The sequence below is a fragment of the Microbacterium sp. Yaish 1 genome (genome assembly GCF_002245215.1).
In the GTDB taxonomy this organism is placed as follows: domain Bacteria; phylum Actinomycetota; class Actinomycetes; order Actinomycetales; family Microbacteriaceae; genus Microbacterium.
On sequence record NZ_NPMR01000001.1, the window covers coordinates 118,741 to 142,741 of the forward strand.

30 protein-coding genes are annotated in these 24,001 nt (G+C 70.4%); 21 read left to right on the forward strand and 9 right to left on the reverse strand.

What is annotated here, in order from left to right; translation table 11 throughout:
• Positions 1–29: 29 nt before the first annotated feature.
• From CI089_RS00565 to CI089_RS00575, 3 genes are read left to right on the forward strand one after another with little or no spacing between them, the layout of a single operon-like run.
• Complete coding sequence (locus tag CI089_RS00565; RefSeq protein ID WP_094261169.1) at positions 30–305, forward strand: multidrug ABC transporter ATPase; 276 nt, start codon at positions 30–32, stop codon at positions 303–305.
• Between the two features lies 1 nt (position 306).
• Positions 307–2,034 (forward strand): helicase-associated domain-containing protein, encoded by a 1,728-nt coding sequence (locus CI089_RS00570; protein WP_094259802.1) that lies wholly within the window; start codon positions 307–309, stop codon positions 2,032–2,034.
• A gap of 60 nt (positions 2,035–2,094) precedes the next feature.
• Positions 2,095–3,738 (forward strand): DNA repair helicase XPB, encoded by a 1,644-nt coding sequence (locus CI089_RS00575; RefSeq protein WP_094259803.1) that lies wholly within the window; start codon positions 2,095–2,097, stop codon positions 3,736–3,738.
• 23 nt (positions 3,739–3,761) lie between these two features.
• Here CI089_RS00575 and CI089_RS00580 read toward each other — a convergent pair whose 3' ends face one another.
• Positions 3,762–4,766, reverse strand: coding sequence for a CPBP family intramembrane glutamic endopeptidase (locus tag CI089_RS00580; RefSeq protein WP_094259804.1), 1,005 nt, complete (start codon positions 4,764–4,766; stop codon positions 3,762–3,764).
• 88 nt (positions 4,767–4,854) lie between these two features.
• Between CI089_RS00580 and CI089_RS00585 the strand changes: the two genes are divergently transcribed.
• The 3 genes from CI089_RS00585 to CI089_RS00595 all read left to right on the forward strand — a co-directional run bounded on the left by CI089_RS00585 (position 4,855) and on the right by CI089_RS00595 (position 7,770).
• Positions 4,855–5,547, forward strand: a complete 693-nt coding sequence (locus tag CI089_RS00585; RefSeq protein ID WP_023954791.1) for a response regulator transcription factor — start codon at positions 4,855–4,857, stop codon at positions 5,545–5,547.
• Positions 5,548–5,689: 142 nt separating this feature from the next.
• Entirely contained in the window at positions 5,690–7,348 is a 1,659-nt protein-coding gene (locus CI089_RS00590; protein WP_373441585.1) for a sensor histidine kinase, read from the forward strand.
• Positions 7,349–7,482: 134 nt separating this feature from the next.
• On the forward strand, positions 7,483–7,770 hold the full coding sequence (locus CI089_RS00595) for a WXG100 family type VII secretion target (protein ID WP_094259805.1): 288 nt from the start codon (positions 7,483–7,485) through the stop codon (positions 7,768–7,770).
• Positions 7,771–7,830: 60 nt separating this feature from the next.
• Here the strand turns inward: CI089_RS00595 and groL are convergent, their stop codons facing one another.
• The 5 genes from groL to CI089_RS00620 form a co-directional block, all read right to left on the reverse strand.
• Entirely contained in the window at positions 7,831–9,450 is a 1,620-nt protein-coding gene (gene groL, locus CI089_RS00600; protein ID WP_094259806.1) for a chaperonin GroEL, read from the reverse strand.
• A 174-nt stretch (positions 9,451–9,624) separates the two neighbouring features.
• On the reverse strand, positions 9,625–9,828 hold the full coding sequence (locus CI089_RS00605; RefSeq protein WP_023954799.1) for a cold-shock protein: 204 nt from the start codon (positions 9,826–9,828) through the stop codon (positions 9,625–9,627).
• A 121-nt stretch (positions 9,829–9,949) separates the two neighbouring features.
• Positions 9,950–10,534: a LytR C-terminal domain-containing protein gene (locus tag CI089_RS00610; protein ID WP_094259807.1), complete on the reverse strand. Its 585-nt coding sequence runs from the start codon at positions 10,532–10,534 to the stop codon at positions 9,950–9,952.
• 29 nt (positions 10,535–10,563) lie between these two features.
• Positions 10,564–10,806, reverse strand: a complete 243-nt coding sequence (locus CI089_RS00615) for a DUF3263 domain-containing protein (RefSeq protein ID WP_094259808.1) — start codon at positions 10,804–10,806, stop codon at positions 10,564–10,566.
• A 9-nt stretch (positions 10,807–10,815) separates the two neighbouring features.
• Positions 10,816–11,814 carry a DUF2332 domain-containing protein gene (locus tag CI089_RS00620; RefSeq protein ID WP_094261171.1) on the reverse strand — a complete coding sequence of 333 codons (999 nt, stop codon included), beginning with the start codon at positions 11,812–11,814 and terminating at the stop codon, positions 10,816–10,818.
• A gap of 66 nt (positions 11,815–11,880) precedes the next feature.
• On the opposite strand from CI089_RS00620, the gene msrB reads away from it, so the two are divergent.
• On the forward strand, positions 11,881–12,288 hold the full coding sequence (gene msrB, locus CI089_RS00625; protein WP_023954808.1) for a peptide-methionine (R)-S-oxide reductase MsrB: 408 nt from the start codon (positions 11,881–11,883) through the stop codon (positions 12,286–12,288).
• The gene (locus CI089_RS00630; RefSeq protein ID WP_094259809.1) at positions 12,285–12,821 is read left to right on the forward strand and encodes a nitroreductase family protein; all 537 of its coding nucleotides are present in this window, start codon (positions 12,285–12,287) and stop codon (positions 12,819–12,821) included. The genes msrB and CI089_RS00630 overlap by 4 nt, the downstream gene beginning before the upstream one ends.
• Before the next feature lie 5 nt (positions 12,822–12,826).
• Here CI089_RS00630 and CI089_RS00635 read toward each other — a convergent pair whose 3' ends face one another.
• On the reverse strand, positions 12,827–13,069 hold the full coding sequence (locus CI089_RS00635) for a helix-turn-helix domain-containing protein (protein ID WP_179223183.1): 243 nt from the start codon (positions 13,067–13,069) through the stop codon (positions 12,827–12,829).
• A gap of 83 nt (positions 13,070–13,152) precedes the next feature.
• Between CI089_RS00635 and CI089_RS00640 the strand changes: the two genes are divergently transcribed.
• The 6 genes from CI089_RS00640 (at position 13,153) to CI089_RS00665 (ending at position 19,155) form a co-directional block, all read left to right on the forward strand.
• Positions 13,153–13,518, forward strand: coding sequence for a helix-turn-helix domain-containing protein (locus tag CI089_RS00640; protein ID WP_094259811.1), 366 nt, complete (start codon positions 13,153–13,155; stop codon positions 13,516–13,518).
• Positions 13,519–13,572: 54 nt separating this feature from the next.
• A complete protein-coding gene (locus CI089_RS00645) occupies positions 13,573–13,938 on the forward strand; it encodes a helix-turn-helix domain-containing protein (RefSeq protein WP_094259812.1) in 366 nt (121 codons plus the stop codon).
• Complete coding sequence (locus CI089_RS00650) at positions 13,928–14,356, forward strand: ImmA/IrrE family metallo-endopeptidase (protein ID WP_094259813.1); 429 nt, start codon at positions 13,928–13,930, stop codon at positions 14,354–14,356. The genes CI089_RS00645 and CI089_RS00650 overlap by 11 nt, the downstream gene beginning before the upstream one ends.
• Before the next feature lie 124 nt (positions 14,357–14,480).
• The gene (locus CI089_RS00655; protein WP_256977714.1) at positions 14,481–15,503 is read left to right on the forward strand and encodes a 3-oxoacyl-ACP synthase III; all 1,023 of its coding nucleotides are present in this window, start codon (positions 14,481–14,483) and stop codon (positions 15,501–15,503) included.
• Complete coding sequence (locus CI089_RS00660; RefSeq protein WP_306426955.1) at positions 15,500–18,184, forward strand: alpha/beta fold hydrolase; 2,685 nt, start codon at positions 15,500–15,502, stop codon at positions 18,182–18,184. Before CI089_RS00655 ends, CI089_RS00660 begins: the two co-directional genes overlap by 4 nt.
• Entirely contained in the window at positions 18,181–19,155 is a 975-nt protein-coding gene (locus tag CI089_RS00665) for an NAD-dependent epimerase/dehydratase family protein (RefSeq protein ID WP_094259815.1), read from the forward strand. The genes CI089_RS00660 and CI089_RS00665 overlap by 4 nt, the downstream gene beginning before the upstream one ends.
• Positions 19,156–19,160: 5 nt before the next feature.
• On the opposite strand, the gene CI089_RS00670 is transcribed toward CI089_RS00665, so the two are convergent.
• Positions 19,161–20,114, reverse strand: coding sequence for a DMT family transporter (locus CI089_RS00670; RefSeq protein WP_256977334.1), 954 nt, complete (start codon positions 20,112–20,114; stop codon positions 19,161–19,163).
• 195 nt (positions 20,115–20,309) lie between these two features.
• Here CI089_RS00670 and CI089_RS00675 point away from each other — a divergent pair, with 195 nt between their 5' ends.
• The 6 genes from CI089_RS00675 (at position 20,310) to CI089_RS00700 (ending at position 22,831) form a co-directional block, all read left to right on the forward strand.
• On the forward strand, positions 20,310–20,672 hold the full coding sequence (locus CI089_RS00675) for a DUF7882 family protein (RefSeq protein WP_094261173.1): 363 nt from the start codon (positions 20,310–20,312) through the stop codon (positions 20,670–20,672).
• Positions 20,673–20,694: 22 nt separating this feature from the next.
• Positions 20,695–20,970 carry a hypothetical protein gene (locus tag CI089_RS00680; protein WP_179223184.1) on the forward strand — a complete coding sequence of 92 codons (276 nt, stop codon included), beginning with the start codon at positions 20,695–20,697 and terminating at the stop codon, positions 20,968–20,970.
• A 105-nt stretch (positions 20,971–21,075) separates the two neighbouring features.
• Positions 21,076–21,393, forward strand: a complete 318-nt coding sequence (locus CI089_RS00685) for a hypothetical protein (protein ID WP_094259817.1) — start codon at positions 21,076–21,078, stop codon at positions 21,391–21,393.
• 46 nt (positions 21,394–21,439) lie between these two features.
• Positions 21,440–21,817, forward strand: a complete 378-nt coding sequence (locus CI089_RS00690; protein WP_094259818.1) for a hypothetical protein — start codon at positions 21,440–21,442, stop codon at positions 21,815–21,817.
• A 154-nt stretch (positions 21,818–21,971) separates the two neighbouring features.
• The gene (locus CI089_RS00695; RefSeq protein WP_094259819.1) at positions 21,972–22,331 is read left to right on the forward strand and encodes a DUF7882 family protein; all 360 of its coding nucleotides are present in this window, start codon (positions 21,972–21,974) and stop codon (positions 22,329–22,331) included.
• A 155-nt stretch (positions 22,332–22,486) separates the two neighbouring features.
• On the forward strand, positions 22,487–22,831 hold the full coding sequence (locus CI089_RS00700) for a hypothetical protein (RefSeq protein WP_094259820.1): 345 nt from the start codon (positions 22,487–22,489) through the stop codon (positions 22,829–22,831).
• Positions 22,832–22,835: 4 nt separating this feature from the next.
• On the opposite strand, the gene CI089_RS00705 is transcribed toward CI089_RS00700, so the two are convergent.
• On the reverse strand, positions 22,836–23,165 hold the full coding sequence (locus tag CI089_RS00705; RefSeq protein WP_094259821.1) for a DUF7882 family protein: 330 nt from the start codon (positions 23,163–23,165) through the stop codon (positions 22,836–22,838).
• A 198-nt stretch (positions 23,166–23,363) separates the two neighbouring features.
• On the opposite strand from CI089_RS00705, the gene CI089_RS00710 reads away from it, so the two are divergent.
• On the forward strand, positions 23,364–23,711 hold the full coding sequence (locus CI089_RS00710) for a hypothetical protein (RefSeq protein ID WP_094259822.1): 348 nt from the start codon (positions 23,364–23,366) through the stop codon (positions 23,709–23,711).
• Positions 23,712–24,001: the final 290 nt, after the last annotated feature.

Below are 24,001 nucleotides of genomic sequence, written 5' to 3' on the forward strand. Positions count from 1 at the left end.
CACCGCCGCGAAGCGCTACGCTGATGCGGATGAGCACGCGCAGCACGAGCGACGACCTTCCGGTCCGCCGTATAGACCGCATCCTCGCGTTCATGTCGCTGGGACTGCTGATCCTGGCGATCGTCTGCTTCTTCGCGATCATCATCGGCACCGCGACCGGCATGGAGCAGGCGGACTTCGGCTCGGGGGCGTGGCCGACGGTCAGCGCGATCGTGTGGATCGCCCCGCCGATCGCGTTCGCCCTGCTGCTGACGGTGCTCATCATGACCTTCATCCGACGGAGCCGGGCCAACAAGGGCCGGTGACGTGTCTCCTGTCGACGCCCGTGCCCTCGCGAGCTGGCTCGCCACGGTCGACGACGACGTCCTGACGGCGCTGCTGCGTCGACGCCGCGTCTCGACCGACGCCGCCTGGGCCGACTTCTTCGACGCCGCCGAAGCGCTGCTCGAGCCCGCGGCGGTGGCGAAGGCCGCCCCGCTGCTGTCGCGGCCGCTCGTCGACGCCATGGATGAGGCCGTCGCGTCGGACGAGGCGGTGCCCCCGGGCTCGGCACGCGACGAGCTGCTGCACCTCGGGCTCGTCTCCCCCGAGGGCCTGCCCTACGCCGGCGCCGCGGCGGCGTGGCGCGACCTGTCGCGGCCCGAGACCCCGGCTCCGGTCACCGCGGGAGCTGGTGCGGAGGATGACGCGCAGCTGGCCGAACAAGCCTTCACCGCGCTGTCCTCGCTCGCCGATGTCCTGTCGCTGACACAGCCGTCGCCCCTCGGACGCACCGGTGCCGGAACTCTAGGCGCCGGCGATCGCCGGCGGCTGGTCGATGCGGGAGCGGTGGCGGATGCCGCGACGGTCGACCTCGTGATCGGCATCGGTCTCGATGCCGGGCTGCTGGGAGCGGTGGACCGGGAGTGGCGGGTCACGCCGGAGGGCAGCGCGTGGCTCCTGCGCGGATCGGTCGATCGCTGGGTCGAGACCGCGTCGCGCCTCCGCGACGCCCTCCCCGCCGCGCTGCGTACGGAGAACGGCGGTTGGCGACCGCCGGCCGAATGGCACCTCGCCTACCCGCTCGACCCCCAGTGGCCGGCACGGGCCGGGCGCCTCGCCGCGCAGTGGCGGCTCTGGGCGATCATCGACGCCTCGGGCCGACCGGCGGCATGGGCGGAGGCGATGGCGGACGGCGGCGACATCGACCGGACGACCCTGCAGGCGCACCTGCCCGGCGAGGTCGACCGCATCTTCCTCCAGAACGATCTCACCGCCATCGCGCCCGGTCCCCTCGAACCGGCCATCGACGCGCGGCTGCGCCGGGCGGCGCGTCGCGAGTCGCGCGCGCAGGCGTCGACCTACCGGTTCTCGGCGGAATCGATCGGGGCGGCGCTGGCCGCGGGCGAAGACGCGGCGTCGCTCGCCGAGTTCCTCACCGCGATCTCGCTGACGGGTCTGCCCCAGCCGCTGGCCTACGAGCTCGAGCGCGCGGCGCAGCGCCACGGCCGCCTGCGCGTGGGGACCGATGCGACCGGCCGCACCCAGGTCACGGCATCCGAGCCGACCGCTCTCGACACCCTCGCGGTCGACCAGGCACTGCGGCCGCTCGGTCTGGTTCGCGACGGCGACCGGCTCATCAGCCGCAGCTCGGTGGACGCCGTCTTCTGGATGCTGAGCGACGCCCGCTACCCCGTCGCCGCGGTCGACGCGGACGGACAGGTGCGCATCCTCGACCGCGCCCGCCTGACCGATTCGTCCGCGGGAACGGCCGCGCGGGCCGAGGACGCGTCATACGCGCCGCTCATCGAGCGCATGCGCCGTGCCCACTCCTCCGACGACGCGGATGCCGCGTGGCTGGGGCGCGAGCTGGAGCAGGCCGTCAAGGCACGGGCGGTGATCGAGGTGAGCGTGCGCCTGCCGGACGGCACGACCCGCGACTTCGTGCTCGAGGCGACCGGCCTGGGAGGCGGTCGCCTCCGCGGCCGCGACCGCGCATCGGATGTCGAGCGCACCCTGCCGGTGTCGAGCATCGTCTCGGCGCGCCTGACCTGAGCCCGGTCGACGCTCGTCGCGCAGGCCGATGCCCACTCAGCACCGGTACGATTGCTCGTTATGGCTGATGGTCCCCTGATCGTCCAGAGCGACCGCACCGTGCTGCTGGAGGTCGCCCACCCGAGCGCGGAGGACGCGCGGCACGAGCTCGCGATCTTCGCCGAACTCGAGCGCGCGCCCGAGCACATCCACACCTACCGCATCACGCGGCTGGGCCTGTGGAACGCCCGCGCCGCGGGCCACGATGCCGACGACATGCTCGCGACGCTCGATCGGTGGTCGCGCTTCCCGGTGCCGCCGTCGGTGTCGACCGACATCCGCGAGACGGTCACCCGGTACGGACGCCTCGTCATCGAACGCGACGACGAGGGCACGCTCGTGCTGCGCTCGAACGACGCGGCCGTGCTGGCCGAGGTCACCCGCAACAAGCGCATCCAGCCCCTGCTGCTGGGACACCCCACGCCCGAGACGTACGTCATCGACGCCTGGGCCCGCGGCCAGATCAAGCAGGAGCTGCTGAAGATCGGCTGGCCCGCGGAGGACCTCGCCGGCTTCACCCCCGGCACACCCCATGAGATCGAGCTGCACGAGGACGGCTGGAGCCTGCGCCCCTACCAGCGCAAGGCCGTCGACATCTTCACCGAGGGCGGCTCGGGTGTGGTGGTGCTCCCCTGCGGCGCGGGCAAGACGCTCGTCGGAGCCGCGGCGATGGCCGACACGAAGACGACCACGCTCATCCTCGTCACCAACACCGTCAGCGCGCGGCAGTGGCGCAACGAGCTGCTCAAGCGCACGAGCCTGACCCCGGAAGAGATCGGCGAGTACTCCGGTCAGTCGAAGGAGGTCAAGCCGGTCACGATCGCGACGTACCAGATCCTAACCGCGAAGCGGAAGGGCGAGTACGCCCACCTCGCGCTCCTCGACGCGCTCGACTGGGGCCTCGTCGTGTACGACGAGGTGCACCTCCTGCCTGCGCCGGTGTTCAAGCTGACCGCCGATCTGCAGGCGCGACGCCGCCTCGGTCTGACCGCCACCCTCGTCCGCGAGGACGGCCGCGAGGGCGACGTGTTCAGCCTCATCGGTCCCAAGCGCTTCGACGCCCCGTGGAAGGAGATCGAGGCCCAGGGCTTCATCTCCCCCGCGGTCTGCTACGAAGTGCGCGTCGACCTCCCGGCATCCGATCGACTCGAGTACGCCGCGTCAGCCGACGACGAGCGCTACCGTCTGGCGGCCACCGCGCACGCGAAGATCGGCGTCGTCCGCGACCTCGTCGCGAAGCACGCGGGCGAGCAGATCCTCGTCATCGGGCAGTACCTCGATCAGATCGACGTGCTCTCCGACGCGCTCGGGGCACCGAAGATCACGGGGTCGACCCCCGTCGACGAGCGCGAGGAGCTGTACGAGGCGTTCCGGACGGGAGAGGTGCCCGTACTCATCGTCTCGAAGGTCGCGAACTTCTCCATCGACCTGCCCGACGCCTCCGTCGCGATCCAGGTCTCGGGGTCGTTCGGGTCGCGTCAGGAGGAGGCGCAGCGGCTCGGCCGCCTGCTGCGGCCGAAGTCCAACGGTCACACCGCGAGCTTCTACACGCTCATCGCCCGCGACACCGTCGATCAGGACTTCGCGCAGAACCGGCAGCGCTTCCTCGCCGAGCAGGGGTACAGCTACACGATCCTCGACGCCGAGAAGCTCGAAGCGGCCTGAGCCCGTCGCCGACGACGGTCGCGTCAGGGCTTCGTGAGCTCGGGCGTCGGCTCGCCGGGCAGCGGCACGGTCGCCGTCGGCGTCGGCATGGGGATCGGCGCCGGCAGCGGCGTGCGCGGAAGGGCGTAGGTCCGCACGATCGGGCGACGCCGCAGCACGTACTCGACGGCGAGGCAGTAGCCCCCGAGCAGCAACGTCGAGGTGGCGAAGCTCACCCATCCGACATCCGCCGCCGACGGATCGGAGCCCGATGCGATCCCGGTCACGAAGGCCAGCAGGTTGTTGACGATGTGCACCGCGATCGCGGCCTCGAGCCCGCCGGTCCGCCACGTGAGCCAGCCCGCGGCGATCGCGAAGAGCGCGACGGCTGCCTGACCGACCGGGTCGTAGAGGTGCCCGATGACGAACAGGGGCGCGGGAAGCAGGATGGCGAACAGCGGATGCCGCAACCACCGCCCGATCGCCTGCATCAGGTAGCCGCGAAAGACGTACTCCTCTGCCGCTGCCTGCACCGGCACGACGAGGACGACCACGAGCAGGCTCAGCCACAGGGTCGCGCCCGCCGGGGGCGTCAGCGTGGCTGCGCCCTGCTCGGCCGGGAGCAGCGCCGTGACGATCGTGACGACGACCGCCATGACCACGGCGAGCCCGACGCAGACGAGCAGCCAGCGCCAGCGCAGCCGCCCGAAGACGGCGGAGGCGAACCCGAGGCGACGGCCGTTGACGATGAGCGACGCGAGCAGGTAAGCGGGCAGCAGCAGCGCGATCGCACCCAGGCCGAGCAGCAGCGACAGCGGGTCACCGACATCCAATGCTCCGCCATCTCGCACGACGTCGTTGAGCGCGCGTGCCGCATCGTGGCTCGACAGGGCGACGAGCAGGGCGGCGAGCGCGACGACGAGCAGCATGGCGAGGTAGAGGACGATGCCGAGGGCGCCCACCGCGAGCGGGGTCCACCATCCCGAACGACGACGTGCGAAGACGAGCCGGTGGAATGCGAGACGGTCGAAATCGATCGGACGCGGCATGCCTCCATCATCTCGCGGCCCCTACCAGGTCGACCCGCTGCGGCGCGATATCCAGCAAACCGATGGGATCCGGTGCCAGTATGGGCCTATGACAGCACCGCGCATTCTCGTCGTGGACGACGAACCCAACATCCGTGACCTGCTGATCACCGGGCTGAAGTTCGCCGGATACCAGGTCCGCGCCGTGGGCAACGGAGCGCAGACGATCTCGGCGGTGCTCGAGGAGGAGCCCGACCTGATCGTGCTCGACGTGATGCTGCCCGACATGAACGGCTTCAGCGTCACCAAGCGCCTACGGGGGGCGGGCTACACCGCGCCGATCCTCTTCCTCACCGCGAAGGACGAGACCGAGGACAAGATCGAGGGGCTCAACGCCGGCGGCGACGACTACGTGACGAAGCCGTTCAGCCTCGACGAGATCGTGGCCCGCATCCAGGCCATCCTCCGCCGCACGATGCAGGCCGACGAGGAGTCGATCATCCGCGCCGGCGAGCTGACGATGGACCAGGACACGCACGACGTGCAGGTCGGCGACGTCTCGATCGACCTGTCGCCCACCGAGTTCAAGCTGCTGCGCTACCTGATGCTCAACCCCAACCGGGTGCTGAGCAAGGCGCAGATCCTCGACCACGTGTGGGAGTACGACTTCAACGGCGACGCCGGCATCGTCGAGAGCTACATCTCGTACCTCCGCCGCAAGATCGACCCGCACTCCTCGGAGCCGCTGATCCAGACCAAGCGCGGTTTCGGATACATGCTCAAGGCCGACAAGTCGGCGTGACCCGCGGGAGCGCAGACGCCTGAGCGATTCCGCGAACGACGGCGTCACCCGGTGGTGGCGCGGCATCAGCCTGCGCACGAAGGTGACGGGCGTCATCGTCACCCTGCTCGCGATGGGTCTGATCGCTGCGGGCGTGGGAACGATGATCTTCCTCCGCAACGCCCAGGTCGCAGCTCTCGACGGCAGCCTGCGGTCGTTGGCCCCGACCGACCTGGCGAGCACGGTGATGGACGTCACCGTCGAAGACGGAATCGCCCTCTTCGAGGCGAAGGAGTCACCGGCGCCGACCACCTTCGTCGTCGCGATCTACAGCGCTGAGGGCGAGCTGCTGTCGGTCGCCGGCGGGCCCGAGTCGGTCCGCCCCGATCTGCCCGCCTCGTTCCCCCTCGACCGAACGCTCGTCAAGGGCACGGAGCCCTTCGAGCTCCCCGCCCGCCAGGGGAACGGCACCTTCCACGCGAGCGTCGACATCCTCCAGCCCGAGGGATCGCGGGAGAGCTACACGCAGCTCGTCGCGCTGCCGCTGACCTCGGTGACGCAGACCGTCGCGAACTTCATCAGCATCTACACCGTCATCGCAGCCCTCATCCTCGTAGCCGGCGCTCTCGGCACCCGCTGGCTCGTGACGCTCACCTTCCGCAGCCTCAGCCAGGTCGAGGAGACCGCGATGACGATCGCGGCGGGCGACCTGAGCCAGCGCATGGGCGACATCTCCCCCGGCACCGAGGTAGGCCGGCTGAAGATCGCCATCAACGCGATGCTCGACCGCATCGACACCGCCCTGGCCCAGCGCGACGCCACAGTCCAGCAGATGCGTCGGTTCATCGGCGACGCCAGTCACGAGCTGCGCACGCCGCTCGTGACGGTGCGCGGATATGCGGAGCTCTACCGCATGGGCGCGATCACCGACGCCGAGCACACGGCGCAGTCGATGGAGCGCATCGAGAAGGAGGCCGTTCGGATGAGCGGCCTCGTCGAGGACCTCCTGGCCCTCGCGCGCCTGGACGAACGTCGCGACCTGGTCATCACCCCCGTCGACCTGCGTCCCATTGCCCGTGATGCCGCGCTCGACACGCGTGCGGCGGCGCCCGAACGCCAGGTGTCGGTGATCGAGTACTCCGATGAGACGTTGACGGTGGATATGCCGGCGGACACGGGCACCGGTGCGACGGCCAAGCGTTCCGGCGGCGCCCGCAATCGCACGGGCCAGACGCTCGCCCGCCTGCGGCGACGCCCGAAGGACGAGCGCACCGCCCGATCGGGAACAGAGGCCGGCTCGACGTCCCGGAAGGGGGATGCCGCGTCGGCGAGCAGCTCGCCCGCCGCGGCCGCCGACACGAAGCCTCTGCTGCAGCCGGCCGAACCGCCGCTCGTCCCCGTCGTCCTCGGCGACGAGAACCGCATCCGCCAGGTCGTGGCGAACCTCATCGGCAACGCGCGGCGCTACAGCCCCGAAGGCACCCCGATCGAGATCGCCGTGGGGCTGGACCGCGACGCCCGCATGGGATGGATCTCGGTGATCGATCACGGTGAAGGCATCCCGGAACCGCTGCGCGAGAAGATCTTCCAGCGGTTCTGGCGCGCCGACACGTCGCGGACGCGCGAGACCGGAGGCTCCGGCCTCGGCCTGTCGATCGTGGCCTCGATCGTGGAGGCGCTGCACGGCTCGATCGACGTCCAGGCCACGCCCGGCGGCGGCGCCACGTTCCGCGTCGCATTCCCCCTGGCCGACCGCCGCGAGGCCGCCGAGCACCTCTGGATCGAGACCCAGCCGCTGCCGCGTCTGCGCGACGAGCGCTGAGCGGGGGCCGCGGCGCGGTTCCTCCCCCGCCAGCGCCCAGCGTCTGTCTCTCCCCGATCCGCTCGAGCTGCGACCACAGCGGCCGGGCAGCGGCCTACCGTGTCGGCATCCCATCGCACGACGCAAGGAGCGACATGGCCATCTTCTCCATCGACAGCGACGCCGTGGCGAGTGCCACCGCCGCCATCCGAGCCACCTCGGGACGCATCGAGAGCGACACCGGCGCCATGATGGCGCAGCTGACTCAGCTGCAGGGATCGTGGACCGGAAGCGCGGCGCTCGCCTTCCAGGCTGTCGTCGAGCGCTGGCGCGCCGCCCAGCGCGAAGTCGAGGCGGCCCTCGGCGACATCGGATCGGCGTTGGATGCCGCGGGCCAGCAGTACCTGCATGCCGAGACTGCGGCCGCCGGTCTCTTCCGCTGAACCCGCCCGGAAACGCGGAACGGCCCCTCCCGAAGGAGGGGCCGTTCTGTCTGCGATGGATCAGAAGTCCATGCCACCCGTGGGGTCGCCCGCGGGAGCCGGGGTCTTCTCCGGCTTGTCCGCCACGACCGCCTCGGTCGTGAGGAACAGGCCGGCGATCGACGCGGCGTTCTGCAGCGCGGAGCGGGTCACCTTGGCGGGGTCGATGATGCCCTGCTCGAAGAGGTTGCCGTACTCGCCGGTCGCGGCGTTGAGGCCGTGACCGATCTCGAGCTCGGCGACCTTGTTGGCGACGACGCCCGGCTCGAGGCCGGCGTTCAGAGCGATCTGCTTCAGCGGAGCCTCGATCGCGACCTTGACGATGTTCGCGCCGGTCGCCTCGTCGCCCGAGAGCTCGAGACCGTTGAACGCGTTCTTGCCGGCCTGGATGAGCGCGACACCACCACCGGCGACGACACCCTCTTCCACAGCTGCCTTGGCGTTGCGGACAGCGTCCTCGATGCGGTGCTTGCGCTCCTTGAGCTCGACCTCGGTCGCAGCTCCGGCCTTGATGACGGCGACGCCACCGGCGAGCTTCGCGAGGCGCTCCTGGAGCTTCTCGCGGTCGTAGTCGCTGTCGGTGTTGTCGATCTCGCGGCGGATCTGGGTCACGCGGCCCTCGAGCTGAGCCGAGTCACCGGCACCCTCGACGATCGTGGTCTCGTCCTTGGTGATGATGACCTTGCGCGCACGGCCGAGCAGGTCGACGGTCGCGTTCTCGAGCTTGAGGCCGACCTCTTCGGTGATGACCTGGCCGCCCGTGAGGATCGCGATGTCCTGCAGCTGAGCCTTGCGGCGGTCGCCGAAGCCGGGGGCCTTGACGGCAGCCGACTTGAAGATGCCGCGGATCTTGTTGAGCACCAGCGTCGCGAGAGCCTCGCCCTCGACGTCCTCGGCGATGATGAGGAGCTCCTTGCCCTCCTGGATCACCTTGTCGACGATGGGCAGAAGGTCCTTGATGTTCGAGATCTTCTGGTTCGCGATGAGGATGTACGGGTCCTCGAAGACAGCCTCCTGGCGCTCCGGGTCCGTGACGAAGTAGGGGTTGATGTAGCCCTTGTCGAAGCGCATGCCCTCGGTGAGCTCGAGCTCGGTGCCGAAGGTGTTCGACTCCTCGACGGTGACGACACCTTCCTTGCCGACCTTGTCGATCGCCTCGGCGATCAGCTCGCCGATCGAGGCGTCAGCGGCCGAGATCGAAGCGGTGGCAGCGATCTGCTCCTTCGACTCGACCTCCTTGGCGTCGGCGAGAAGCTGGTCGGTGATGGCCTTGACGGCCTTCTCGATGCCCTTCTTGAGCGAGATGGGGTCGGCGCCGGCTGCGACGTTGCGCAGGCCTTCGCGGACGAGCGCCTGAGCGAGGACCGTCGCGGTGGTCGTTCCGTCACCGGCGACGTCGTCGGTCTTCTTGGCGACCTCCTTGACGAGCTCCGCACCGATCTTCTCGTACGGGTCGTCGAGCTCGATCTCCTTGGCGATCGAGACGCCATCGTTCGTGATGGTGGGGGCGCCCCACTTCTTTTCGAGCACGACGTTGCGACCGCGCGGGCCGAGCGTCACCTTGACGGCGTCGGCCAGCGTGTTCAGGCCGCGCTCGAGGCCACGGCGGGCCTCCTCGTCGAAAGCGATGATCTTTGCCATGTGTGTGTCGTCCCTCCCGGACGGTGGAGAACAGTCTTTAGCACTCGATGAACGTGAGTGCTAAAGCCATTCTGGCACTCGCCCATGGGGAGTGCAAGCCGCCCCGCCCGCGACCGGAACGGGAAACGACAGAGCGCGCCGCGATGGCGGCGCGCTCTGTGCGAGTGGTGCGATTCAGGCGACGACACGCACCGATTCCGCTTGCGGACCCTTCTGCCCCGTCCCCACGGTGAACTCGACCGCTTGCCCTTCCTCGAGCACGCGGAAGCCGCTCATCTCGATGTTGGAGTAGTGGACGAAGACGTCCTGCCCCTCGTTCACGGTGATGAAGCCGAAACCCTTCTCGGCGTTGAACCACTTGACGGTGCCCTGTGTCATGCGAATCTCCTGATGCTGTGCGACAGCGTCATCGTATGCAGGGCGTTCCGCCGGATCCGGCGCTTCCGGTCACTGTTGACACGGCCGCATCGAGAATTTCACGAGCGTGAAACACGCCCCCTCATTCGCCGCCGGAAGAGCCGCCCGCCCGGTCCTCGCCGACCACCACGGTCAGCTGCTTGCTCGGGGTTCCGTCGGCCGCGTCAGGGCCCGCGTAGGCCTCGCTCATCTCCACGTCCGCACCGCCGATGACCTGCGCGAGACCTCGCGCGGCGCCCTCGTCCTCCGCGTTGACATAGAAGATCGTGGTCGTCGCGAAGTCGTGGGTGCTGGCGTCGCCCGCGTCCACGACATCCGAGTTCCATCCAGCACCGACGACGGTGTCGCGGAGGGCGGTCGCAAGTCCGCGCTCGGAGGTGGCGTTGAGGATCAGCACCGGATACGACGTGTCGACCACCGGATCGGCTTCCACCGGGGCTTCGACCACGGCCGTCGCGGTCGGCTCCGCCGGGAAGAGCGCGATGCGCCCCGTGACGATCATCGTGCCGACGATGCCCGCCGCGACCAGGACGAGAACCGCGCCCGCTGCCCAGGCCAGGACGACGCCGGCACGGAGCCGGGGGTTCTCCGCCCGGTGGGCGCCGACCCGGGTGGTGTCGGCGGGGAGCTCGTCGAAACGGTCTTTCGGGTATGTCGTTGTCGGCACGGAGGAATGCTATCTGGCGAAGCTCCGCGTCACATGGCCGCGCGTTCGGCTCGCGAGCGCTCCGCAGCCGCGCGCATGCGCCGCAGCCGGTGCACGAGCATCGGGTCGTGCGAGACCGCGTCAGCCGAGTCGATGATGCGCCCGAGCAACTGGTAGTACCGAGCGGGGCTCATCGAGAGCTCGGCGCGTACCGCCTCTTCCTTCGCGCCGCTGTGGGCACCCCAGCGCGCCTCGAAGTCGAGGATCGAACGGTCGCGATCGGAAAGTGCCACCCCTCCACGCTACGACCGTGGACGCTCGGATCCGGGACGCCACTCCCACCACCGTCCGAGCGGGTCGGCCGCCGCGTCGATCTCGCCGTCGAGCGCGACGGCGAAGCCTCCTCGCCAGCCGCTCGGCGTTCCCCCCGACCACGCGTCGTGGGTCGCCGGGTCGTCGATCGTGAGCCACCGCCCGAGACTCCGGGCGCGCTCGATCACGCGCGAACGACGCTCGCGTGGGATGTGGACGAGGACGCCGGGGGTGGTGATCACCAGCGTCGCCCCCGCCGGCGCGAGAGCCGCGACCTCCGGCAGCAGGTCGAGAGCGTCTCCGGCGAAGAGGAGCGGCGGGTCGGATGCCGCGATCGCCGCAGCCGCGCGGATCCGCTCGGCCCGCCCGTCCTCGCCGGGCCAGACCAGCCGAGCCAGCCAGTCGACGTCGCGAGGGTCGCGCACGTCGAGCGGGGCCAGATCGATGCCGGCACGCCAGACGATCTCGGGATGCCGCACCTGCGGCATCCGCTCCCCCGCCACCGCACTGACGAGCTCGACCTCCGAGGCGCCGGCCACCGGGTCGAGCCGCACGTGGCCCCCGCCTGCGCCGGCATACCGGTACGAGTAGCGGTCGGGATACAGGCACAGCCCCGCGCTCGCCCCGACCTCCAGCAGCGCAATCGGGCCGGCCACCCGCGAGAGAGTCGGGAGGAGCGCCGCACAGCGCAGGGGCTCGTTCGTCTGCACAGAGCGCGCGAGGCTCTCCGACACCACGGCCTCGTCATGCGCCAGCACCCATGCGGCCCATTGCTCCGCGTCGACGTCGCCCGACCCGAGCAGCCGGCACACCGCGAACACGAGCGGCGGCTGACGCCGGTTCGCCGGAAGCCGCGAGAGCACGTCTTGCAGAGCCGGATCCTCGACGACGCGCCACGCCCAATCGGCGTACAGGTCGGAGCGGCCGGGAGCCTCGTCTGCGGCGAAACGCCGGTAGCGCTCGATCACGGCGGCGTACTCGTCGGACATGAGGACATTCTCCGGGAACATCGACCCGCAACGTCGAGTTGAATAGGACGAGGCGAAGGAGCAGACATGACCTATTCCGTGAACAAGACCGACGAGCAGTGGCGCGAAGAGCTCACCCCCGAGCAGTACGCAGTGCTGCGGCAGGCCGGCACCGAACGCGCGTGGACCGGGGAGCTGCTCGACGAGAGCCGCGCGGGCCTGTACACCTGCGCCGCCTGCGGCGCCGAGCTGTTCCAGAGCGGCACGAAGTTCGACTCGCACTGCGGCTGGCCGAGCTTCTACGAGTCGGTGCGTCCCGAAGCGGTCGAGCTCATCGAGGACCGTTCGCACGGGATGGTGCGCACGGAGGTGCGCTGCGCGAACTGCGGTTCGCACCTGGGCCACGTCTTCCCCGACGGTTTCGGCACCCCCACCGGTGACCGCTACTGCATGAACTCGCTGTCGCTGTCGTTCACGCCCGAGCAGGAGAAGTGACCGGAGCCTTCGAGGCCGCCGGCGCACGCCGGTCGTGGTCGAAGGTCACCGACGAGGCCCCCTCGCACGACGAGCTCGTGCGACTGATCTCGGCCGCGGGCCGCGTCGCCGACCATTCCTCGTTGCGTCCGTGGCGGCTCATCGAGATCCGAGGCGACGGACGCACCCGACTGGGCCGCGCGCTGAACAAGGCCGAGGGCAAACGCGGTGTCTCGACGAAGCCGATGCGCGCACCGCTGCTGATCGCGGTCGTCGCGAGCTACAGCAAGAAGAGCAAGGTCCCGCGGTGGGAACAGGAGGCCGTCGCATCCGGGGTGGCGCACATGCTGAGCCTGTTGCTCGACGAGGCGGGCTGGGGCGTGTTCTGGCGCACCGGCAGCGCCACGCGCTCCAAGGCCGTCGCGAAGGCGCACAAGCTCGGCAAGCGCGAGGAACTGCTCGGGTGGCTCTACGTGGGCGGTAAGCCGTCGGACCGGGACTCGGGCCGACGCAAGACGATCGACGGCGAGGACTTCCTCAGCCCCATGCCCTGAACGCGTCAGGTGGGCGGCTGCCCGCCGGATCGCACCCGCCGCGTCGTGAGGCGACTGTCATCGAGCAGGTCGGACATGTCGACGTCGAGGGCTGCTGAGATGCGTGCCAGCTCCTCGATCGACATCGCCGAGGGGCGTCGGACGTGCAGGCGGCGGGCGAGGGTTCGCATCGGGATGCCGCTCGCCTCGGCGAGCCATTCCTGCGTCAACCGCTCATCCGCGAGGACCGCACGGATGGACCGAGCCACTCGAGCGCTTAGCAAGCCGTCTGCCATATGGCAACAGTATTGACGCTCTTGCCACATGGCAATAGTTCCGCCAAACTTGGCACGTGCCCACAGGAAGAACGCCGGAACCCGGCCCGCTCAGCCACCATGTCGCGCATCTGCTCGCCACCGAGATCGCTCGCCGCGGACTGCGGCAGACAGACGTCGCCGCACAAGCGGGCATGTCGGCCTCGCAGCTTTCGCGCGTCCTCGCCGTGAAGAAGGTCTTCACACTCGACCAGCTCGACGCGGTGTGCCGCGCCGTCGGCATCCCCATCGCGCAGGTCGTCGTGATGCCCGGCGGACGCGCGCGGCGCGCCCGCCGAACCGGTGGCATCGCGCCCATCGATATCGGACCGGCGCGCCGCACCGTGCGGGCGGTGGCCAAAGCACCGCAGGACGACCTCGGCGGGGACGACGGTCGCGGATGACGAGATGCTCGGAACGGGGCGACACGATCGCGACAACTCCGCCAGACTTGGCACGTGCCCTCAGGAAAGACCCCGCAACCCGGCCCGCTCAGTCGTCATGTCGCGAATCTGCTCGCTGCCGAGATCGCACGCCGCGGATTGCGTCAGACGGACGTCGCAGCGCGGGCGGGCATGTCGGCCTCGCAGCTGTCGCGCGTGCTCGCCGCCAAGAAGGTCTTCACGCTCGATCAACTCGACGCGGTGTGCCGCGCGGTCGGCACCCCCATCGCGCAGGTCGTCGACATGCCGGGACAGCAGCCCCACCGGGCCCGCACCGGGTCCCCCGTCCCCCGCATCGATGTCGGACCCTCACGCGATACTGAGCGTGCGGTGGCCAAAGCGCCACACGACGACCGCGGAGGGGACGACGGTGACGGATGACGAACTTCTCGACACACTCGATCTTCTCGGCGTACGCCTGACCATCACCGACCTGCCTCCCGACCGCGACGGCGAGTACGAGCACGGGCTCCGCATCGTCCGGCTCCGGCCGGGAATGGCCCGTCGCCTCCACCGGTCGGTGCTGGCTCACGAGTGCGCCCACGCCGTCTACGGCGACGTGCCGCTTCGCGACCCGCATCACGCCGAACGGCAAGAGGTGCGGGCCGATGAATGGGCGGCGCGGATGCTGGTGTCGGTCGACGACTACGCACGCGCCGAGAGCATCCACGACGGTCACGTGGACGGGATGGCCCTCGAGCTCGACGTCACCGTCGACCTGATCCGAGCCTTCCAGCGCACGCTCCGGCATCCGCGCGCCCTTCGCATGCCGGGCATCCCGACGGGCGCGTCGCGGTAGCACAGCGTTCCGCATGCAGCCGACCGCATGAGTCGAGACGTAAAATCGACGGATGCCCGGATGCGCCTCGAGCGCGGGTCGGAGGCAGAAGCCGCTGGCCACCGGAGACACCGCGGGAGTCGCATTGCACGGAAACGCCACCACTCGTTACGACGACGTCGCCCTCCTCTCGGTCGCGAGTGTCCTCCCCTCACGCGTCACCTCCTCCGACGCGATCGAGGACCGATTGTCGGACGTGTTGCGGCAGCTCAAGCTCAAGCCCGGCCTGCTGCGCCGTGTCGCAGGTGTGAACGAGCGTCGCAACTGGGCGGTGGGCGAGTCCTCCGACGACGCGACGATCCAGGCGGGGCGCCGGGCCCTCGACGAGGCGGGGGTGCGTCCCGACCAGATCGGCCTGCTCATCAACACCTCGGTGTCGCGGAAGCATCTCGAACCCTCCGTCGCGGTGCGTCTTCATCACGGGCTCGGGCTGCCCACCTCGGCCATCAACTTCGACGTCGCCAACGCCTGCCTCGGCTTCATCAACGGCATGATCCTCGCGTCGGGCATGATCCAGTCGGGCCAGATCGACTACGCGATCATCGTCAACGGCGAGGACGCCGACGAGATCCAGGTCAACACGGTCGAGCGCCTCAATCGCGGCGGCCTCGACCGCAACGGGTTCATGAGCGAGTTCGCCTCGCTGACCCTCGGCTCGGGCGCCGCTGCCGCCGTGCTGGGACGTGCGAGCGAGAACCCCGGCGGACATCGCATCGTCGGCGGGGTGACCCGCGCGGCCACGCAGTTCCACGAGTTGTGCGTCGGGAGCGTCGACGGGATGTTCACCGATGCCAAGGCTCTCCTCAAGGGGGGTCTGGCGCTCGTCGTCGACGCCTGGAAGGAAGCGCAGTCGACCTTCTCGTGGTCGAACATCGACCGCTACATCACGCACCAGGTCTCGTCGGTGCACACCAACGCGATCGTCAAGGCCGTCGGCCTCGATCGCCGCCGTGTGCCGGTCACCTATCCCCATCTGGGCAACGTGGGACCGGCATCCATCCCCATCACCCTCGACGCGGAGAAGGCGACGCTCCAGCGCGGCGACCGGGTGCTGCTCATGGGTGTCGGCTCAGGGCTGAACACCAGCATGCTGGAGCTCGCCTGGTGACCCCCGTGGTGCCGCGGGAGCTCCCCGGGATCGAGAACGGCGTCTCGACGACCCGCGTCGTGGCCGGTGCCGGAGCCGACGCCGGCTCGCAGCGACGCTGGCACCTGCTCGACACCGCCCCGCTGCTCGAGAGAGAGGGCATCACCCCGGTCGGGACGATCGTCGCGGTGCACGGCAACCCGACCTGGTCGTACCTCTGGCGCGGCCTCGTCGCGGCGTCGCTCGAGCGCGCGCGAGCCGGCGGACCGGCATGGCGCATCGTCGCCGTCGATCAGCTCGAGATGGGCTACTCCGAGCGCACGACACTGACGCGGGGCCTGCCGCAGCGCATCGACGACCTCGGTGCGCTCATCGACGACCTCGACATCACCGGCACGCTCGTCACCCTCGGCCACGACTGGGGAGGCCCGATCTCGCTGGGATGGGCCGTGCGCCATCGCGACCGCGTCGACGCCGTCGCCGTGCTCAACACCGCGGTGCATCACCCCGCCGGGATGCCGCTGCCCACGGCCCTGCGCGTCGCGGGAGCCCGGTCGCTGCTGGCCACGACGACGGTCAAGACGACCGCGTTCCTCGACACGACCCTCGCGCTGGCCGATCCTCCGCTCGCGCCCGAGGTGCGTGCCGCTTACCGGGCGCCGTACGCGTCGAGCGAGCTGCGGCGCGGCATCGGCGCATTCGTCGCCGACATCCCCGCCACGCCCGAGCACCCGAGCACTCCCGCCCTCGATGAGCTGGCGGGCGGCCTCGTCGACCTGACCGTGCCCGCCCTGCTGCTGCGCGGGCCGCGCGATCCGGTGTTCGGCGAGCACCACCTCGACGATCTCGCGCACCGCCTTCCTCGCGCCGACGTGCACCGCTTCGAAGGCGCCGGACACATGCTCGCGGAGGAGCGCCCGTACGCGGACCTCGTGCTCGACTGGCTCGACGACAAGGGCCTGTCCTCTGGTGACGCCGATGGCGCCGCTGACGCCCGTGACACCGGCGAGCGCCGCATCCCCACCCAGCAGCGGGATGAGGACGACGACGCTCGCCCGTTCGTCCCGATCTGGCAGCGGCTCTCCGACCGGCGAGACGACGACGACACCGCCGTGGTGGATCTCACCCGAGACGTCGGCGGCGAGCCGCTGGACGTCAGCTGGCGCGAGCTCGCGCAGCGCGTCGATCACCTCGCCGCGGGGTTCGCGGCGTTCGGCATCCGACGCGGTGACCGGGTCTCGCTGCTCGTGCAGCCCGGTCCGACGCTGACCGCCGTGCTCTACGCGTGCCTGCGCATCGGCGCCGTCGTGGTGGTCGCCGACCGCGGGCTGGGGGTCCGCGGACTCTCCCGCGCCGTCCGCGGCACGGAGCCCGCTTTCGTCATCGGCGAGCGGGCCGGCCTCGCGGCCGCGCGCGCACTCGGGTGGCCGGGCCGGCGCATCTCGGCCCCGAACCTGCCCGCGCCGGCGGCGCGTGCACTCGGCGTCGAGGCGTCGCTGGCCGAGATCGCCGCCTCGGGCTCTCGGGGCGGCGTGCCGGCGCCGCCGTCCGCCGACGATGAAGCGGCGATTCTCTTCACCTCGGGCTCGACCGGGCCCGCGAAGGGAGTCGTGTACACGCACGCCCAGCTCGCCGCGCTCCGCGACACCCTGGGGTCGCACTTCGACGTCACCCCCGATGTCGGGCTGGTGACGGGCTTCGCCCCCTTCGCCCTGCTCGGGCCGGCGCTCGGCACCCGATCGGCGACGCCGCGCATGGATGTCTCAGCGCCGCGCACGCTCACGGCGACCGCGGTCGCCGAAGCGGTCCGCGCCTCCCGCGCGCGCATCGTCTTCCTCTCTCCCGCGGCCGTCGCGAACGTCTGCGCGACGGCCGCTGCGCTCACACCTGACGACCGCGCAGCGCTCGCGCAGGTGCGCACCTTCCTCTCGACAGGTGCGCCGGTGAGCATCGACCTTCTGCGCCAGGCGCACGAGCTCATGCCCGAGGCCGAGGCTCATACGCCGTACGGCATGACCGAGTGCCTGCTCGTCACCGACATCACCCTCGACGAGCTCGAGCGAACGCAGTCGGCACCCGACGCCGGCGTCTGCGTGGGCACGCCGATCGGCGCGGGCACGGTGCGCATCTCCGCCCTCGACGCCGTTGGTCGCGCAACCGGCGACCTCTCGGACGCACCTCGCATCACGGGCGAGATCGTGGTCTCGGCGCCCCACCTCAAGCGCGGCTACCACCGCCTGTGGGCGACCGATCGCGAGGCGGTGCGCGGCACGGCCTCCCACCCCGGCCGCTGGCATCGCACCGGCGATGTGGGTCACCTCGACGCCGACGGCCGGCTCTGGGTCGAGGGGCGGCTCCCCCATGTCGTCGTCACGAGCGACGGCCCCGTGACCCCGGTCGGTCCCGAGCAGCAGATCGAGAGGGTCGAGGGCGTCCGCCGCGCGGCCGTCGTCGGTGTCGGGCCCCGAGGCCGCCAGGTGTGCGTCGCCGTCGTCGAGACGACGCCGGGGGCGCGTCGGCCTGACCTCGCCCCGTCGGCACTGGCCGAGCGCATCCGCGCGGCATCCGACACCGCCATCGCCGCCGCACTCGTCGTGCCGGCCCTGCCCACCGACATCCGGCACAACTCCAAGATCGACCGGTCGCGCCTGGCGGCCTGGGCCGAGCGCGTGCTGGCCGGCGAGAAGCCGAGCGCGCCGTGATCGTCCTGGCCACCGGAGCATCCGGATTCCTCGGTCGCGCCGTCGTCGCCGACCTGCTCTCGGCCGGACACGAGGTGCGCACCCTGCAGCGCCGTCCCTCCGGCGTCACCGGGGCGCTCGACATCCGCGGATCGGTCACCGATGCGACCACCGTGGCGGATGCCGTGACGGGCGCGGATGCCGTCGTCCACCTCGCCGCGAAGGTGTCGCTCGCCGGCGACCGGCGCGAGTTCCGCGACGTCAACGTCGGCGGCACGACGACCCTCCTCGACGCCGCCGCGGCCGCGGGAGTGTCACGCTTCGTGCAGGTCTCGTCGCCCTCGGTCGCCCACGCCGGTTCCGCGCTCGCGGGCGCGGGGGCCGATCCTGCCGACCCTGTCCGCGCGCGCGGCGAGTACGCGCGCACGAAGGCCGAGGCCGAGCTGATCGCGCTCGGACGTGACTCCGAGGCGATGCGCGTCGTCGCCGTGCGGCCGCATCTCGTGTGGGGCCCGGGCGACCCGCAGCTCATCGAGCGCATCGTGGCCCGCGCGCGGCGCCGCACGCTGCCCCTCTTGAACGGCGGCACGGCCCTCATCGACACCACGTACGTCGACAACGCCGCGTCGGGCATCGTGGCCGCGCTGCACCGGGCGGATGCCGTCGGCGGTCGCGCCTACGTGCTCACGAACGGCGAACCGCGGCCCGTGGGCGACCTGATGGCGGGCATCTGCCGCGCGGCGGGAGCCCCCGAGCCGAAGCTGCGCCTGCCGGCTGCCGTCGCCCGCGCGGCGGGCGCCGCCGTGGAGAAGGTCTGGGACGTGCGGCCCGGCGCCGATGAGCCGCCGATGACGCGGTTCCTCGCCGAGCAGCTGTCGACCGCACACTGGTTCGATCAGACGGAGATCCGGCGCGATCTGCAGTGGTCGCCGACCGTTTCGATCGACGAAGGACTGTCGCGACTCGCGGAGCACTACGCCGCGCTTCGCTGACCCTTTCAGCGGACGCGGCGCCGCCAGGGAACGACGGCGATGACGACGCCGATGAACGCGACCGCGGCGGCTGTCGTCGCGGCCAGCAGCGATGGTCCGGACGGAGGCGGCGCGATCGCGTCGAGGACGATCGAGGCGGCGAGGAGCCCGACGACCGATCCGAGGCCGAGGAGCAGCACCCCGGTGCGCTTGACGAGCGCGGCCGAGATCACGATGTAGACGACGCCCATCGCGCCGCCGAGGTACATCCAGGGCTCGGCCGGCAGCGCCGCCGGCATCCCGTTGACCGTCACGCTCACCACCGCGGCGATGCCGAGGGCGATCGATCCTCCCGTGAAGTTCACCACCGTCGTCGACAGCGGGCTGCCGAGCTCCTGCCGCAGCCGGCCGTTGGTGCCCTGCTGCCAGGCGATGCCGGCTCCCGCGATGAGGGGCAGCGCCAGCATCCACCAGGCGACGGGCTCGCCGCGCTGGCCGAGTGCGCACAGCACGACACCGACGATCGCCATCAGCCCGCCCACCAGCCGGGGAACGGTCACGGCGACGACGCCGGCGGGCCCGTAGCCGGCGCGGTCGAGCACCAGGCCACCCGCCGTCTGCCCGGCGACGAGGCCGACGGTGAACAGCGCCACCCCGATCGTGGCGACGGTGAGTCCCTGGGTGGCGACCGTGACGGCGCCCGCGAGCCCGCCCAGCAGCATCCAGATCGGGATGCTGCGCCCCGCCCCCGCCACGAGCAGGCGGAGTCCTCGCCGGCCGGTGGGGGCGAGCAGGGTGATCACGAGGATCAGCACGAGACCGCTTCCGAACGAGATGGACGCCGCCACGAATCCGTCGCCGATGGCCGCGCCGAGCGCGCCGTTGATACGGGCTTGAACGGCGGTGAGGACGCCGATGAACACGGTTGCGGCGATCGCCACACCAAGCGGCAGCGCCGGGGGTCGAGTCTGATCGGTCACTCGGTCAATAGTGCATCAGGAGGGGCAGCCGGCACGAACCGTACGCGTTGCATGCACCCCCTCTTGACGCTGATGCGACGAACCGAGACCGTGGATGAGGAGAACGGGGAACGATTCGCGGGCGCGGTCCACACGCCGCATATCCCCCCTCAGTGCGGCGGCCGACTCGCGAATCGTTCCTCTCCGGGGACCATCATGGGGCGATTCATCTATGGCAACGGCAACACCAAAGTCGAGATCGAGGACCGTGCGCTCGCGCACCTGCAACAGGTCATCGGGTCCAAGCTGCGTCGCAACGAGTGCTTCTTCTTCACGTGGCGCGACGACGTGAGCATCGGCGACGGCCGCCGATCCGTCTGGATCCATCAGAACGCCGACCTGGTGTTCAAGTACCACGGACATCGCTCGCCGCAGCTGAACCGGGACTGGCTCGAGGCCCTCACCGCGGTCGCCAACTCCGGCAGCGGCCTGTACCTCACCCCGGAGCCCCCGCCGCGCAGCCGTGGCGTCCACGACGCGACGCTGCACGATCGAGCCGACGCGATCGGCCTCGGCTGACGCGCGGCCTAGGCTGGTTCCCATGTACGTGGGCACCATTCGTCGCGTCGAGAACACCACCGTCGAACTCGCGGGTCACTCGCTCGAGGAGATCCGGAATCAGGCGCAGGCTGCCGCCCCGGAGGGCTTCGACCTCGTGTCGGCACCGGTGCAGATGATCAAGGGCAGCACCGAGCTCAAGGCGACCGCGACCTATCAGCGCCGCGACGGCCTGCGCGACATCGAGGCCGACGACCGCGAGGCGTTGTTCGCCAAGGTGCCCGAGGGCTGGCAGCTCGTCAACATCCGCAAGCACTGACGGCCCGGGCTGGCGGGCTCCGCGTGATCGCGTCGCGGAGAGCCGGATCACGTCGGGATGTCGTCGGGCCATGTCAGTCTCTGGCCGGGAGAGGAGACCCGGCCCGTGGGGACGAACAAGCGCTACGCCGATGCGATCGATCGGCGGGTCGACGAGCGCACCGAACGCGTCCTCATGCGCATCCCGCCCTGCACGATCCCGATGCAGGCCTACGGGCCACACCCGCTCGAGTGGCCGGCGGATCGGCCGGCGGTGTGGGCGTGGGTGTCGTGGCCGCACAAGCCCGCCGAACGGGTCGCGGCCATCGCGCACGGGTGGAACGATCGCGTCGTGGTCGTGTACTGGATGAGCCCGGCCGGCGAACTCAACACGGTCGTCTGGCGCAACGCCGTGACGCGTCGCGTCGAGCGCGCGCACGGATAGCCCGCCGCTGTCGAGTTGGCAACCCCGTCCCGCACCATCGCTCGCCGTGGCATGGTGCGTCACGATGCGTTACGTCAAGTACGGGGGCGAGACCTTCATCACCAGCGATGCCGTCGCTCGCGCGCTGCTGGCACTGACGGCGAGCGTCGCCGCCACATCGGGAAGTGAAGTCGTCACGATCCTCGCGATCGAGCCGGGGTCGGAGGAGCCCGCGCAGGTCGACCTCGTCATCGGGACGGGCATCCATATCCTGTCCCGGCCAGCGGCCATCGACATCCCGGAGCCGGATTTCGAGGATGCCGTCGGCTGGCTGCAGCTGCATCCCGACTACCCCCGCCTCGCGCCTGAGCCCGGCCCGACAGCCGAGACAGACGACCTCACGTCGTGGAACGACGATTTCGGCGGTGCGATCGACATCATCTGAAACCTCGCGGCGTGAGCCGTTACGCGCCGCGCCCTTGACGACCGCTCGTGCGACGAGGACCGTTATGAGCAAGCAAGCGTGAAAAACGCGACGGCCTCCTCGCTCCCTCCCCTCATCGGAGCGGCCGTCGCCCTGTGCGCGTGTGGAGGCCAGCATGGGCCGCTTCATCTACGGAAACGGAAACACCAAGGTCGAGATCGAGGATCGCACGCTCGCTCACCTGCAGCAGGTCGTCGGCGCGAAGCTCCGACGGAGCGAATCGTTCTTCTTCACCTGGAAGGACGACCCGAGCGTGGGTGGCGGGCGGCACGCCGTGTGGATCCACCCCGGCGCCGACATCGAGTTCAAGTTCCACGGTGGCCGCGAGCCCCAGCTGAGCCGGGAATGGCTTGCCGCGCTCGCGACCGTCGCGAGCTCCCCGACGGGACTGTACGTGGCGCCCGAGCCCGCGCCGCGGGCGGCATCCGCACGCAGCGGCGGTGCTGAGCTGTATGGGGAGCGCATCGGCGCGTGACAGGCCGTTGCGCGCGGCACGACATCCCGTTTCGGTAGCCGCGAGCACCGGTACGACTCCTGGAGTCTTCGCCGTCCGAAACGGTCGCCAGCCCAGGTGATAATGAGCGCTGGCAACACGACAAGGTGTCTTGCCGGGTGTCATTGGAGGAACGCATGCCGTTTCGCACGAAGGAAACGTTGGAGGCCTGGCTGGCCGAGTTCGCCGAGCTCGGATACCCGATCAGCGAGCGGCTGCGGGTCATGCCGCAGGACGGTACCGGCGGCCATGACACCGGCCTCATCGGCCTCGACCTGGTCAATGCCGGCACCGTGACCTACCTGCAGCCCGAGCCCGTCGGGTCGACGCACTGGGCGATCACGTTCGAAGCCCGCGAGCAGGACGTGAAGCTCGACGCCGGCCGTGCCTTCGAGCTGTCGGCAGAGCTGGCAATGGTGTCCGCTCTGTGCTCGTTCCTGCAGTCCAAGTCCGCCGCCTTCATCGCGAGCCGCGCAACCTGACGGGTCAGTCGCCGGTTGGCTCCGGAACCAGTCGCAGCCCGGCCGCGCTGTTCGCCGCTTCGTTGAGGACCACGAGCCACCGTCGGTTGAGGGTCCCCGTCGGCGCTTCGGCGAAGCTGAAGTACAGCGAGGAGGCGCGGGAGATCCAGACGCTCCCGTACTGACCCTCCTGCCCCTCGGCCGCGTCGTCGCCGTGCGTGTCGGGCTCGCTGCCCCACGTGAAGACGAAGCTCTCGTCGCGACGGAGCTTGGTGACGATCACCGCTCGCAGGTGCTGCAGCGCCCAGTCATCGATGTTGATGGCCGGTGCGACACCGTAGATCAGATGTCCCATGGTTCTCCCTCTCGAGCGACGGTCCGACCCCACCCCGGACCGGGGGCCTCGGGCGCCAGAGCGTCGCGAGCGGCTGCCCACAATGTACCTCCACCGTCGCGTGCCGGGAGACTGCGCCGAGGGTGCAAAGGATGCGCCGCGCTCCCCCGACCGCGCAAGCCGGCTTGCGCACTTCCCTCGCACGGGGACAATTGGCGGGTGCGTCGAATCCACTATGGAACGGGCGTCGTCCTCACGACGGACGACGTCGCCGACGCGTTGCTCCGGCTCAACGTCGCCCTTGCGAACCTGTCGCACACCGAGCGGGTGACGATCCCGGTCGCGAGTGGCGAGTCTACGGACGGCAGCGTCGACCTCATCCTCGGCCCCGGCATCGCGGTGATGTCCGAGCCCGCCCCCTGGCACGGCGACGAACCGGACTTCTCGACCGGTGCCACCCTGCTCCGGATGCATCCGCACTACCCCTATCGGCGTCCAAACGGGCACGCGCAGCCGATGATGCCGATCGAAATGGACAACTGGGACCCCGATCTCGAGGGCTACTGAGCCGAGGCGTTGCGATAGCGTGCCAGCCATGGAGTCACGCCCCCGCCTGCGCCGCCTCAGCCTGCTCTCACTAGCCCTCCTTCTCGCAGCGACAGGGTGCACGGCGAATACTCCCGACGAGGAGACGAGGCTCACGACGACGCCTCCTCCATCGCAAGCTCCGCAGCAGACGGCTGAACCAGCGCCGTCGACGCCAACAGCGGCGCCGACGCCCAGGGTCGTTTCCGTACCGTCGTGCGGTGAGATGCTGACCACCGAGCAGGTGCGTGCAGCGGCTAACGATGACGCCC